This window comes from Chryseobacterium sp. S0630 (assembly GCF_024158915.1).
Taxonomy (GTDB): Bacteria; Bacteroidota; Bacteroidia; order Flavobacteriales; family Weeksellaceae; genus Chryseobacterium.
This window is the reverse complement of the sequence record NZ_JAMZGF010000054.1, coordinates 25,587-38,333: the sequence shown is the minus strand read 5'-3', so window position 1 is coordinate 38,333 and position 12,747 is coordinate 25,587. Positions and strand designations below refer to the sequence as shown.

General features: G+C 35.6%; 11 protein-coding genes. 4 read left to right on the top strand and 7 right to left on the bottom strand.

Going from position 1 to position 12,747, the window contains the following annotated elements; all coding sequences use genetic code 11:
* Positions 1–82: 82 nt before the first annotated feature.
* From NK356_RS19120 to NK356_RS19105, 4 genes are all read right to left on the bottom strand, one after another.
* Positions 83–778, bottom strand: a complete 696-nt coding sequence (locus NK356_RS19120; RefSeq protein ID WP_034696404.1) for an ABC transporter ATP-binding protein — start codon at positions 776–778, stop codon at positions 83–85.
* An 80-nt stretch (positions 779–858) separates the two neighbouring features.
* Positions 859–1,419 carry a hypothetical protein gene (locus tag NK356_RS19115; protein WP_253317767.1) on the bottom strand — a complete coding sequence of 187 codons (561 nt, stop codon included), beginning with the start codon at positions 1,417–1,419 and terminating at the stop codon, positions 859–861.
* A 346-nt stretch (positions 1,420–1,765) separates the two neighbouring features.
* Positions 1,766–2,458, bottom strand: a complete 693-nt coding sequence (locus NK356_RS19110) for a LytTR family DNA-binding domain-containing protein (protein ID WP_051934354.1) — start codon at positions 2,456–2,458, stop codon at positions 1,766–1,768.
* Entirely contained in the window at positions 2,451–3,515 is a 1,065-nt protein-coding gene (locus tag NK356_RS19105) for a sensor histidine kinase (protein ID WP_253317766.1), read from the bottom strand. Before NK356_RS19105 ends, NK356_RS19110 begins: the two co-directional genes overlap by 8 nt.
* Before the next feature lie 183 nt (positions 3,516–3,698).
* Here NK356_RS19105 and NK356_RS19100 point away from each other — a divergent pair, with 183 nt between their 5' ends.
* The gene (locus NK356_RS19100) at positions 3,699–4,814 is read left to right on the top strand and encodes an acyltransferase (protein ID WP_253317765.1); all 1,116 of its coding nucleotides are present in this window, start codon (positions 3,699–3,701) and stop codon (positions 4,812–4,814) included.
* Positions 4,815–5,098: 284 nt separating this feature from the next.
* Here the strand turns inward: NK356_RS19100 and NK356_RS19095 are convergent, their stop codons facing one another.
* On the bottom strand, positions 5,099–6,136 hold the full coding sequence (locus NK356_RS19095; protein WP_253317764.1) for a serine hydrolase: 1,038 nt from the start codon (positions 6,134–6,136) through the stop codon (positions 5,099–5,101).
* Between the two features lie 246 nt (positions 6,137–6,382).
* Between NK356_RS19095 and NK356_RS19090 the strand changes: the two genes are divergently transcribed.
* Positions 6,383–6,892, top strand: coding sequence for a DUF305 domain-containing protein (locus NK356_RS19090; RefSeq protein ID WP_253317763.1), 510 nt, complete (start codon positions 6,383–6,385; stop codon positions 6,890–6,892).
* 74 nt (positions 6,893–6,966) lie between these two features.
* A complete protein-coding gene (locus tag NK356_RS19085) occupies positions 6,967–7,479 on the top strand; it encodes a hypothetical protein (protein ID WP_253317762.1) in 513 nt (170 codons plus the stop codon).
* 317 nt (positions 7,480–7,796) lie between these two features.
* On the opposite strand, the gene NK356_RS19080 is transcribed toward NK356_RS19085, so the two are convergent.
* Entirely contained in the window at positions 7,797–9,260 is a 1,464-nt protein-coding gene (locus NK356_RS19080; protein WP_253317761.1) for a RagB/SusD family nutrient uptake outer membrane protein, read from the bottom strand.
* 10 nt (positions 9,261–9,270) lie between these two features.
* Complete coding sequence (locus tag NK356_RS19075; protein ID WP_253317760.1) at positions 9,271–12,225, bottom strand: SusC/RagA family TonB-linked outer membrane protein; 2,955 nt, start codon at positions 12,223–12,225, stop codon at positions 9,271–9,273.
* 60 nt (positions 12,226–12,285) lie between these two features.
* Here NK356_RS19075 and NK356_RS19070 point away from each other — a divergent pair, with 60 nt between their 5' ends.
* Positions 12,286–12,486: a hypothetical protein gene (locus tag NK356_RS19070; protein WP_034696416.1), complete on the top strand. Its 201-nt coding sequence runs from the start codon at positions 12,286–12,288 to the stop codon at positions 12,484–12,486.
* The last annotated feature ends 261 nt before the right edge of the window (positions 12,487–12,747 follow it).

Sequence of the window (12,747 nt, the reverse complement as noted above, 5' to 3'; positions counted from 1 at the left end):
AAAACAAATCAAAATATATAAAAATTATTTACTTTTTAACAAGAAAAACCGCCTCAGTTGTGAGACGGCTTCCTATTATTCTTTATGCGGTATAACTTGCAAAAGCATCTTCCAGGCTTTCAAATTTGCCTTTAAATTCGTCAATAGGGCAATCCTGAAGAATATTTCCTTTATGGATCAGAATGACTCTTGAGCAAAGCGCTTCCACTTCCTGCATGATGTGGGTAGATAGTAAAACAGTCTTTTGCTGTCCGATTTCTTTTACCACATTACGGATTTCAATGATTTGGTTAGGATCCAGACCGTTGGTAGGCTCATCCAGAATCAGTAAATCCGGCTGATGAATAATGGCCTGTGCAAGCCCTACACGTTGTTTGTATCCTTTAGATAACTGTCCGATCTTTTTGGTTTTTTCGGGAGTAATTCCTACCAGTTCGATGACCTCATCTACTCTGGACTCAGAGATTTTATGGATGTTGGCAACAAACTGAAGGTATTCTTTCACATACATCTCCAGATAAAGCGGATTATTCTCCGGAAGAAAACCGATTTTCTTTTTGCTTTCAATCTCATGATCTGAGATATTCATGCCATTGAAAATAATTTCTCCCTGATCAATTTTCAGTGCACCGACAATAGATTTCATCAGGGTAGATTTTCCGGCACCATTTGGGCCAAGAAGACCAATGATCTCATTTTTATCAATAGAAATGTTGATATTGTCAAGGGCAGTCTGCTCACCAAATTTTTTGGTTAAATTGATTATCTGAAGCGGCATAAGTTTTACTATCTTTTTGCAAAAATAAAATAAAAAAACTCATCCGATAGAATGAGTTTCGCAATATTTATAAAATATAATTATTTTCTTGATTTTTTCTTGGCTCCGCCTGATGCAGGAGTTGCTGTAGAGGCTGTATTTGTGGCTCCTTTATTACCCGTTGGGTTTATCGTAGCAGGTTTATCATACATAGCATACTTTCCATTGGTTCTTCCAAAGATTTTTTGCACCTGTTTTTGGTTTAAAAACTGGGATTTTCCAATGTATTTTCTGTTTTTGTTGATCACCTGGATAAACTGCATGGTTTGTTGACCATAGTTTTTTTCATAATGAAGTTCTATGATATCATTGGGCAGTTCCAATACAACATTTTCTTCTGGAGTGGAAACAAAACCATCCATAATAAGTTTATATAATCCGGCTACATCTCCATTAAGATTCTGGAATGAAAAAGATCGGATTGTGTTCAGGTTGCTGGTGTTCAGATCCTGGTAATTGATTGTAAATTTATCTTCCTTTTTATAGAGACCAACGGAATTATCTTTACCAATTTCCACCAAACTTTCATTTTTCAACACTTTGATCTGTGAGAAAACTGAAATACCGAACAAACATGTAATAAGTAGAATTATTTTTCTCATGGAATGAATTTTAATGTTTTATAACTTGGTGCACATAAAGTTACTCATAAAAAAGCTAAAAAACAATTTTATTCGTTAAAGCAAAAGTAACACTTTTTTTTAATATTTATACGTGATCATCTGCTGATGCTATGGATTTCATTGTTTATATAAAAGTTTGGTAATCATGAGATTAATTCTCTTTTATTACAGTGCTGTGATGTCTGTTTGAGATAGGTTTTTGATTGTTGGAAAGATGTAATGCATTGAAAAACAGATTGAAAATCCTTTAAGTAAGATTGAACTAAAAATTAATTTAAAATAAATGTTAAAAATGTAATTTTATGATTTAAAATTAAAGAACTTATCACAATTTGTTTTTTGAAAAAGTGGCTATAAAGGAATCGAACTCCTGTCTGTAGCTTCTTCCAACAGGGATCTGATGCTTACTGACAATCAGTTCGTTATTGCTAAAGGCAGTTACGAAAGCAGCATTAATGATAAAAGATCGGTGGATTCTTACAAAGCCTTTACCAGATAAGATTTTCTCAATATCTGTTATTTTACTTTTTGAAATAAAGCTTTCCTGGGTTGCTAATACCACTTTGATATCATTTCCCTGGCTTTCAAAATAGAGGATCTCTGAAAGGGAAAGCTTGCGGTGCATTCCTTCTGTTTTAATGATGATAAAGTCTTCTTTATTGCCGTCCGCATTTCTCAATATACGTTCTACAGCTTTGAAAAAACGTTCGAAGGTAATGGGCTTCAGAAGATAATCTACAGCTTCCAGTTCAAAACCTTCAATAGCGAAATCCCGATAGGCAGTGGTGAAAATAGTTTTCGGTTTTTGAGGTAAGGACTTCAGAAAATCAATTCCATTGAGGTGAGGCATCTGAATATCCAGAAACATCAGATCAACGGACTGATTTTGCAGTATTTTATAGGCCTGCATTGCATTTTGAGCTTTTCCTGTAAGCTTCAAATCCTCAATTTTTGAGATATGATTTTCCAGTAATGATGCAGCTAAAGGTTCGTCATCTACAATAATACAGTTAATCATAATGGGAAGGTGTTGTTATTTCTACTTTAAAAATATTGTTTTCCTTTAACATTCGAAAGCTAAAATGCTCCTGATAATGATATTGAAGCTGCCTTTGTATGTTCTGGAGTCCTATTCCTTTTTCATGATTTGTCGGGTGGTCCGAAAAAGTATTTTCAATGGTAAAAACAGAATACTGTTGATTCGTTTTGATCTCAATCCTTATTTCTGTGGTCTCCGAACTTTTTCCGGCGCCGTGTTTAAAAGCATTTTCTACCAGAGTAAGATACAGCAGTGGCGGAATGGTATTGGGAGAATGGATGGTAATATATTTCTGAATTTTTAACCTTTCCTCATGATATCTGAGGCTTTCCAAAGCAATATATTGGTCTATAATATCCAGTTCATCAGAAACCTGCACCCATTTCTTCTGACCTTTGTATAAAATATAATCCAGAATATCTGAAAGCTGACTGATGGATTGGGAAGTTTTTTCGGAATGGCTGATGGACAGAGAATAGATATTATTCAGGGTATTAAAAAGAAAATGAGGATTGAGCTGAGATTTGAGAGATTGAAGTTCCAGCTCCGTCTTTTCCTTCTGCAGTTTGAGAGTACGTTCTTTTTCGTCCTTATACCGTATGATAAACATGATTGAAGTAAAGATAAAGGAACCACTGATAATCGGAAAAGTGTAATGAAGCAGCAGGTAAGGAATATCTGTAAAAATATCAAAAGGACTGTCTTTTAGTTCATTGATGAATAGAGGTTCTGCAATATAAACGATAAAAAAACGGTTAATGACAGAAATAATATAAAGGCTGAGAAGAATAGACAGGATTAATTCAATATACTTTTTCTGATCAAAAAAATTGCGGATCAATACAAAATAAATAAAATTGGCTCCTGCAATCTGGAAAATCCAGTGACAAAAATTATAAATAATCAACTCTTTGGAAGCTTCACCATCATATTCTCCATACATTCTCACTGTTCCGAATAAAAATAAAGCCGTCCAGAAGAGCAGCTGGAAGTATAGATTTTGTCTGATCTGAATTTCTGACAGAGTTTTCATCATCCCCAAAAATATAAAATCTTAAGTAACCTTAGGAAAATGTTATGCTAATGGTTTTAAAATAATGACAGACTACATTATTCACGGTATAAACTGCATATTTTGTCGTTTATCTTGAATAGGCAGTTGTCCGGATTCTATGCCAGAAATAAGTCTGGAATTCATCCACATTTGCATAAAAAAATAATGAAGGAACATTCAGAAAGGCTTTATGGGTTAGATCATCTCAGAGCGATTGCAATTTTATTAGTGCTCATGTATCATTACCGGGCATTCAAACATCCTGACTGGATAGACAGTATCGGAAGGTTTGGCTGGACGGGAGTAGATCTGTTCTTTGTTTTAAGCGGTTTCCTGATCTCAGGACAATTGTTGAAAGAAATAAAGAATAAAGGAAATATCAGTCTGAAAATATTTTATATAAAAAGGTTTTTCAGGATTATTCCGGCTTACTTTTTTACGCTTTTCCTTTATTTTACATTCCCTTTTTTCAGGGAACGTGAAGCTTTATCTCCGTTATGGAAGTTTGTTACTTTTACCCAAAACTATGGATTGGATGTTATCAACCGTGGAACCTTTTCCCATGCATGGTCTTTATGTATCGAAGAGCAGTTTTATCTTATTCTTCCCTTGTTTCTTTTAATTTTAATCCCTGCAAAACTTTTCAAACATCTGGCAGTTCTGATGATAGCTGTTATTGGATTTTCTATGATAGCCAGAATGATGACATGGAATGAATATATCACAGGGCTGGATACAGCTTCCGCTGATTTCTGGAAACTATGGTATATGAAAATATATTACCCCACTCATACAAGGTTGGATGGTTTGGGGATAGGTGTTTTGATAGGATATTTAATGCAGTATTCATCACAATTCAAAAAAATAGTGAATAACAACGGGAACAGACTTTTCTTTGTAGGAATTATCCTGTTGGGAATTTCTTTCCGGGTGTGTAATGAGCAGGCTTCAAAAACAGCTTCCATATTTGGGTTTACATTGGTAGCTATAAGTTTTGGAGTCATTCTTATGGCTGCAGTTTCTCAATCATCTTTCCTGTATCGGACAAAATCTTATCTCACTGCTCAACTGGCCGCTTTATCTTATGCTGTTTACCTTTCACATAAAGGAATCATTCATTTAGTGCAAGAAGGGTTTAATTATTTTAAACTTGAAACTTCAGATAATATAAGTCTTCTTGTATGCCTTTTCGCCTGCATACTTGGAGGTTTATTCTATAGATTTATAATAGAAAAACCTTTCTCTGTTCTTAAAACAAAGGCTTTAAAAAGAATTGTATAATCCCTACCATATTCGGGATTGATTTTCAAAAATTGTAAAAAGTATTATCCTTGCTAAAAATCTTTGATTTTTTTAAGCCTTAAAAAATATAATATTAAAAAAAACTTTGTGCCCCTGCGATTTTCCAAAAAACCATAAATAGGAAAGGTTGAGTTGGAAAATCGCAAAGGCGCAAAATGGTATTAATAAAGTTGTTATAAGACGCAAAGATTTTATCTGCGATAAAATTGCATGCTGTGTATTTTAAAAGCCTTTGGTAGATACTTTTTTTTAAGTTTTGGGTTTTATTTAGCCGTGATTGCTTTTAGAACGGCATTTTTTAGTGAAGCTTCTTTGAAACTCCAGTATTCACTGCTTTTAGGCATCTGATTTTCGAGGATGATCAATGTGGTATCTGTGGAAGGAAAGTAGGTGTTAAGACAGGTAAACCCATCACCAAGGCCAGTCACGGCAAAATAATCCAGACCTGCTTCTTTGATGAACCTTACATTATACCCGAATCCCATGCTTTCTTTTCCAAATACATCATGTTGAGAACGGGTAGAAGGAGTCATCATTTGTTTTTGAAATTCAGGAGATAACAATTTTCCTTTAAATAAGGCCTGATCCCATTTTGCCAGATCCTGTACGGTAGAAATAATTCCTGCAGCAGGAACGATATCTTCATTCAGAAAAGACTCTTTCACTTTTTCAAACTGATTGTTTTCATTCATATAACCGGGAACGAGAGATTGATTATTCTTTGGGTTATAAACAAAAGTCTGATCCATTCTTAGTTTTTTGAAAAGAGAATTGGAAAGTTCCGTGAAACTTTTTCCTGTTGTATTTTTAAGAATTTCTCCAAGCATCATGTAAGAGAGGTTACCATATTTAAACTGAGAACCGGCTTTGAAAGCAGAGGGTTTTTCCAGTTTGGTAATTCCGTGAGTATGGTTAAGGAGATGATGGATTGTTACTGTATCTGCCCAGGTTTGAGTAAGAGTAGGAAGATATTTTTTGATAGGAGTATGAAGATCCAGTTTTCCCTGTTCGGCAGCCTGTAGAACTAAAACAGCGGTCACCTGCTTAGAGTTTGACATGATTTCAAACTGATCATCTGTTTTCAAAGGAATCTTTTTTTCAAAATCCTTATAACCGTTGGATTTCAGATATTGTACTTTTCCTTTTTGTGTGACCAAAACAACACCATTGAACTTTATGGGGCTGGAAGCCGTGATAATGCTGTCAATTTTCTGAACATACGTATTTTTTTTCTGAGCTGAAGCGGTAAAAGATAGCAGGGTGAAAGATATACCGGTGAAAAATAATTGTGTTTTGGTCATTATTAATGTTTTAGAGCTGAAAATTGAGGTGGGGAATGAAAACTATTCTCATTGAAATCATTTTGCAACTGAGCACTTCAAAAGATTTGAGTTCCCAAATATATCTTTTTCTTTTGATTGTACAAGGAAGTATTTTCGTCAATTATTATGAGTATAAGCATAAACCTGTCAGATAAATATTATTATTTTTATCACAAGTTTTTGAATTATATAATATTATTTACAGTGCCCTCTCTTATGGAAAATATGAAGCGTAAAAATGAAGTTTCTTCTTTGAAAGAAAATAAAAAACATTTAATTAATTCTTCTGTAATGTACAGCCGATTTGTACTTATGGCTTTGATGATGTTCTGTTTTATGTATATCATTATGTACACGATGATAGACAACCCGAGAAATTTTATTTCAAATATTAATAATTTATACATGACTCTCATGATGGTTTCAGCCATGTTACTTATTGAATTATGGGTCATGCGAAAGAGGTACAGGAACAAAACACTCAATTGGATCATTGTAAGTATTGGAGTGGTGACAAGTCTGTTTTCCTGGTTTGGAATCAGAGAACAGGTGAATGTGGATGACAGGCAGTTTGTAAAAAGTATGATTCCTCATCATGCAGCAGCCCTATTGATATCTGAAAAAGTACACCTCAGCGATCCACAGTTGATTATCCTTCAGAGAAATATTTTTAAAACCCAATCTGCAGAAATTAAGCTGATGAAAAGAAAACTCCGGGAGTTTGAAGGAAGGTAGAGTAGGAGACAGGAAATAACAAGAATAGTGATCTACTCTTATGTTATTCAGGATATTTTAATAATTTAGTTCTTATGAAAATTAAAATTATCTGCCTTTTTATACTTCTTTTCTCCATTATTTCCTGTAAAAAAGATAAAGAATATCCTAAATATGTTGAATTGGAATCGGGAAATGGAAGTTATTCACTTTATATAAAAGATGGAAATTTCGAATTTTTAAAAACAGAACATGTAAGCTATGATCAGATTGTAACAGCATCTTTTTCAGAAGGTAAATATAAGATTTCAGGTGATGAACTGATTTTGAATAGTGATAAAGGAAAAAAATATATTTTCAAAATCGGGAATGACTCTGAACTGATCCCTGCAAAAATGGATTCCCTGAAAGACCTGAAAGGATTATACCCTGTTCAGATTCTTCATAACAATAAAATGCCGAAAGAAATGGGACGTCTGGATTCTTTGGGAAGAAAAAATGCTTTGTGGCTTTACTTTAATGAAAAAGGAAAGGTGGTTAATCAGAGGTTGTATAAAAATGGTGAACTGGTGAAAGATCATTACAAATCTGATATTGTTATAAAATAAAGAATCTGCAAGAGACTTGAAAATAAACAGTATTCAATTTTATCGCAGATAAAATCCTTGCGCCTTATAGCAACCTTCTTAATACCATTTTGCGTCTTTGCGTTTTCCAATTATACCTTTCTTATTTGTGTTTTTTGAAGACGCAAAGTTTTTTTAATTCTATGTATAATTTAAGGCGCGAAAAAATCAAAGATTTTTAGCAAGTGAAAGTCAAAAAAATGTCAGCATCTTACATTAGTCAATAAAAAAGGCACCACTTACAAGTAAATGGTGCCTCGTCACTGAATATATTTGAATGTAAAATTGTTTCTGTTTATCTACTCATTCTGTTTGATTTGTGGGTTATTATTAATCTCTTTATTAGGAATCTGGAATCTGAATTTATCCGGGGTAAGGTTGAATCTTCCAAAAGTATGATTCGTTCCTGTGTATACTCTTTCTAAAGGAGTATTGAGTCTTTTCATATCAAACCAGGCATAACCTTCGCCCCAAAGTTCTATTCTCTTTTGCAGGACAATTTCATTAATCAGCTCGCTGCCTGAATTTGTAGACAATGTATAAGCCTGATCTCTTTTTGAGGTAATTTCAAACAATACCTGTCTTGCTTCTGTTTCCCGTCCTTGTCTGGCAAGGGCTTCCGCTTGTATATAATATAATGAAGAAGCTCTGATGTAAATATAATCTCCTTCAAAGAGCGTAGGATCTTTAAATTTCCAGCTTACATAAGGCGGATAATTTTTTGTTTTTCCATTAAAAGTATACGCTGCATTCTGGCTTCCATTGAATACTTTCTTACGGTAATCTGTTGCCGGAATGGCTTCATAAAGGCGCTTATCGATCAGCTTACGGATCTGTGCAGCTCCGGCATAACCTTCATTGGTATTATCAAACATGGAGAAGAAAGAAGCGTAATAATTTCCGATACTCATCGTGGAAATGGTATTATGAAAACCCCATATTACTTCTGGATTATTGATGTTGGAAAATCCGGTGTTGGTATAATCATCTTCAGTCATCAGGGCAATTCCCTGCTTGCTTTCCTCAGCGTATTTGGCGGCTTTAAGATAATCTCCTGTTTCCAGAAATACTTCGGCAGCAATAGCTTTGGCAGTTCTTTGGTCTATCTGGGCTCTGGAAGGGCGGGCATATGTATCTAAAAGCGAAACGGATTCTTCTATATCTTTTTTGATTTGCGTATACACTTCAGCAACCGTTGATCTTGGAAGTCCCTGACTTGGATTAGTTGCGGTAAGAACCAATGGAAGTCCGGGTTCAGACTGATGTCCATTATAATCATTGGCATAAAAACGAACCAGATAAAAGTAAGAATAGGCTCTTAAAGCGAGTAGCTGTCCTGCAATTGCCCTGTTTTTTGCATTGGCATTTTTATCCAAACCATCCAGCAGCTTATTGATCACGAATATTCTTGCATAAAAAGTAGTCCATACAATCTCAGAAGCAATATTACTGGCATTGGTGGCTTCGTAATTATAAAACATTCCTAAATGCTGGTTGGTAGACTGGATCACATCATTGGACATCAGATCAGCACCTGCTTTAATTCCCATGATTCCGAAATCTGAGTGAACGCTAGTACCGCCTGCACCATTGCTTCGAAGATCAAGATAGATTCCTCCCAGGATTTTTTCCGGACTGTTTGCATCGTTATTGAGCTGCTCTCCGGAAATATCTCCTTCCGGCAACGTATTGAGATCATTAGCACAGCTGGTCGCCAAAAAACTTAGGGTTGCAGCTGTTATAAAGTATTTTATTGTGTTCATTCCTGTTCTTTTAAAAATTAAGTTTAAACCCTAAAGAGACACTGGACAGCAGAGAATAACGATAAGCATCAGAAACTCCTGTCAGTGAAGCTCTTGGATCATATCCTTTTCTCTTTGACCATAGGTATAGATTGTTCCCTGTCACATAAATTTTCAATCCTGATAATCCTGCCTGTTGTGCAAAGCCTTCAGGAAGCTGATAGGAAAGGGTTACATCCTGAAGACTGATATAATCCGATTTGATCAGATACAATGTTGAATTTCCGTTCTGGTTCGTAGCTGTAAGATCTACTCTTGGTAAAGCTGCTGTTGTATTTTCCGGAGTCCAGGTTTTATCCAGATCAGTAGAATAGTTAGAACCATAGCTGTCAGAATGGAATAAACTTCTGTAAATATCATCATAGCCATAACCTCCAAACTGGTAAGCAAAGTTCACTGCCAGATTGAATCTTTTAAAACTGAAATCTGTCCCAAATCCTCCATATACCTTTGGAATGGCAGACTTTCCTGTGTTATAATCGGTGGCTTCCTTATAATTATTGGTTACTGTTCTTTCTTCCTTTTGAGTGGTTGGGTTGATTGTTGTACGATACCATAAAGCATCACCATTCTCAGGATTTACTCCTGCAAATTCTTTGAGGAAATACGTGTAACGGTCTCCACCTTCCGTCAGGATAAATAAACCTGAAACAAGCCCTGTATTTCTCTGCTCGGCCGGTAATCTTGTAATCTTGTTTTTGTAATGAGTAGCATTCGCATAAAAATTCCACTGGAATTCATCTCCACGAAGGATCTCCACATTTACATTAGCCTGAACACCTCTGTTCGTCATATCTCCGATATTTCCGTACTTCACATAGGAGCCCGCATTAGATGGAGGAAGAGGAAGCGTGTAGATCATATCTGAAACTTTCCTTTCAAAATAATCAGCATTCAGGTTGATTCTGTTTTTTAAAAGTGAAATTTCAAAACCGGCATTCAGGTTTTTGGAAGTTTCCCACTTTAAATCTTTGTTTCCCTGTTTTTTAAGAGATAGAACAGGCTTGTCATTTCCGAAGTTATTAATTCCGTAGATATCCTGATAAGCATAGTAGTCTCTTGAAGAGCCGATTAAAAGGATGTTGTCATTTCCCTGCTGGCCATAAGAAGCTTTTAATTTTAAAGAATTAATCACGCTGTTGTCCTTAAGGAAATCTTCTTTTGCGATATTCCATGCCAGTCCCAGTCCATAAAAATTTCCCCATCTGCTCTCCGGAGAAAATACAGAAGAACCATCTCTACGAATGTTAGCATTGAAGAAATATTTACCATCATAATTATAAAGTAACCTCGTGAAATAGCCTTCTACAGCATATTCATAGCCGCTTCCTGATAATCCGGTAATTTTCACAGCATTATCAAAAGCTTGTGAGTCAGGTAATAAAAGCTGCTGTTTTGATCCTGAAAAACCATCATCTTTTATCTTATTCAGCTCATGTCCTACAAGGAGGTTGAAGCTGTGATTTCCCAGTTTTTTCTGGTAGGTAAGCAACTGCTGGTGGTTCAGTGTATATTTAAAGTTTGAACTTTGCGAAATAGTACCTCCCACAGAAGATGAAGTTCCTCCTTCCGTATTTCCGAACTGAAGGTTTCTGGTATTTTCGAGATAAGCACCAAAATTATAGGTAAAATCCAGTCCTTTGATGATTTCATAATTTAGTCCAAGATTAAGATTGGTCACATTACTTACGATCTGTGATTTATTCTTCTGAAGGTTTCCTACAGGATTTTCAAACACCGCATAAGATCTTGTAGCTCCGTTAGGACCCTGGCCGTCTCCATAGTCATATAAAGCATTTCCATAACTGTCATAAAGCCTCTGGTAATTGTTGTCTCTCAGAAAAACAGGATAGAAAGGGGCAATGTTTCGGGCAAACTGGAAAGGGTTGGAGAAACCTCCGGTCTCACCGAAATCCTGCTTGCTGTAAGTGTAAGATAAAGCGCTGGTCAGCTTCAGTTTTGAAGTAATAGCGTAATCTACATTAGATCTGATCCCGAATCTTTCAAAACCTGACGAGATTAAATATCCTTTATCATCAAGATAATTAAGGGAAGTGTAAGATTTTACCTGATCTCCATTAGCATTGATACCTACTGTAGCTTCTCGCCTTAAAGCAGGTCTGAAAAGTAGTTTTTTCCAATCATCCTGATACAGTAATTTCGCATCAGAATTAAAAGAGCCATCCTTTGATATCAGCTGATTAAAAGGAACATTATACACATTATACCCAAGTTTTGTCAATGCTGAAAGTCCCACATCATGAGGAGACGGACCTGAAGGAACCGCTCCCGGTTGTTTTAGTCTTGCGATTTCGCCAATTCTGGCTCGGTTATAATAAGCGGTATAATAATCCTGAGGAGAAGTATAGACCGAATAATCTTCAATAGATCTGAAATTAACCCCTGTTTTTACATCGGCTTCAATACTTACGCCTTTACTTTTTCCTCTTTTGGTGTTCACAATAATAACACCATTGGCTCCTCTGGAACCATACAGAGCATTTGAAGAGGCATCTTCCAGAAAAGAAATACTTTCAATATCCGATGCTGCAATACTGTTCAGGTTTCCGCTGTACGGAATACCATCCAGTACAATTAACGGATCGCTGGACGCGTTGATAGAACCTATTCCTCTCATTCTGATGGTAGGCTGGGAACCTGGCTGTCCTGAGGAAATCACCTGTACCCCAGCTACTTTTCCTCCAATTCCCTGAAGAATATTTCCATTTTGAAGATTAGAGAGATCTTTAGCCTTCAGCGACTGTACAGATCCTGTAATCTCTTCTTTTTTCTGCTTTCCAAAAGCTACCACCACTACTTCTTTGATGGAGGTTTCTTTGGAAAGACTGTCTTTGCTTTGGGCAAAACCATATTCCGCGAACAGCAGTAAGGCCAATACACCAAGCTTGCATTGTTTCTTTTTCATTATATTAATCTAGGTTTAAAACTGAATTGTGTATTACTGCTGATCTCTCCGTAAGAAATAATGATTCCCTGCCTCCTTTTTCAGGGAGGATATCAAAAATGGAAGATTAAAATTTACAGAAGATGTACCCGGATGAAAGAAGCCTTGAATTCTTTGGCTTTAATTCCTACAGTAATGAATGTATCTCTTAAAAAGTTAGCACATCATCATCATGCCCATCATATCAAAGCACATGTCTTGAGAAATGTGGTTGTGCTGTGAAAGGGCAGACTTTCCACAACAATTTTGCTGTGCAGAAGCTGCCGCCGTAATGGTGCATAGGTAAGAATTAAAGGTATTCTTATTCATGAGAATAAAGTTTATGATTTTTTTAACTGGGTCAAAATTATTTAATAAATGACAAACCCCTATAAAAGGAGAGTATGAGATAAATCATATTAGTCTACTAAATTAGTGGGTTAATAATTGTGATTTAGATTTTAATAAAATAAGAAATTGATTATCAATTAATTGAATGAATTG

Bases quoted from the DNA above. Each gene is read 5' to 3' on its own strand.
- NK356_RS19120 (WP_034696404.1), bottom strand. From the start codon at position 778: ATGCCGCTTCAGATAATCAATTTAACCAAAAAATTTGGTGAGCAGACT.
- NK356_RS19115 (WP_253317767.1), bottom strand. From the start codon at position 1,419: ATGAGAAAAATAATTCTACTTATTACATGTTTGTTCGGTATTTCAGTT.
- NK356_RS19110 (WP_051934354.1), bottom strand. From the start codon at position 2,458: ATGATTAACTGTATTATTGTAGATGACGAACCTTTAGCTGCATCATTA.
- NK356_RS19105 (WP_253317766.1), bottom strand. From the start codon at position 3,515: ATGATGAAAACTCTGTCAGAAATTCAGATCAGACAAAATCTATACTTC.
- NK356_RS19100 (WP_253317765.1), top strand. From the start codon at position 3,699: ATGAAGGAACATTCAGAAAGGCTTTATGGGTTAGATCATCTCAGAGCG.
- NK356_RS19095 (WP_253317764.1), bottom strand. From the start codon at position 6,136: ATGACCAAAACACAATTATTTTTCACCGGTATATCTTTCACCCTGCTA.
- NK356_RS19090 (WP_253317763.1), top strand. From the start codon at position 6,383: ATGAAGCGTAAAAATGAAGTTTCTTCTTTGAAAGAAAATAAAAAACAT.
- NK356_RS19085 (WP_253317762.1), top strand. From the start codon at position 6,967: ATGAAAATTAAAATTATCTGCCTTTTTATACTTCTTTTCTCCATTATT.
- NK356_RS19080 (WP_253317761.1), bottom strand. From the start codon at position 9,260: ATGAACACAATAAAATACTTTATAACAGCTGCAACCCTAAGTTTTTTG.
- NK356_RS19075 (WP_253317760.1), bottom strand. From the start codon at position 12,225: ATGAAAAAGAAACAATGCAAGCTTGGTGTATTGGCCTTACTGCTGTTC.
- NK356_RS19070 (WP_034696416.1), top strand. From the start codon at position 12,286: ATGATTCCCTGCCTCCTTTTTCAGGGAGGATATCAAAAATGGAAGATT.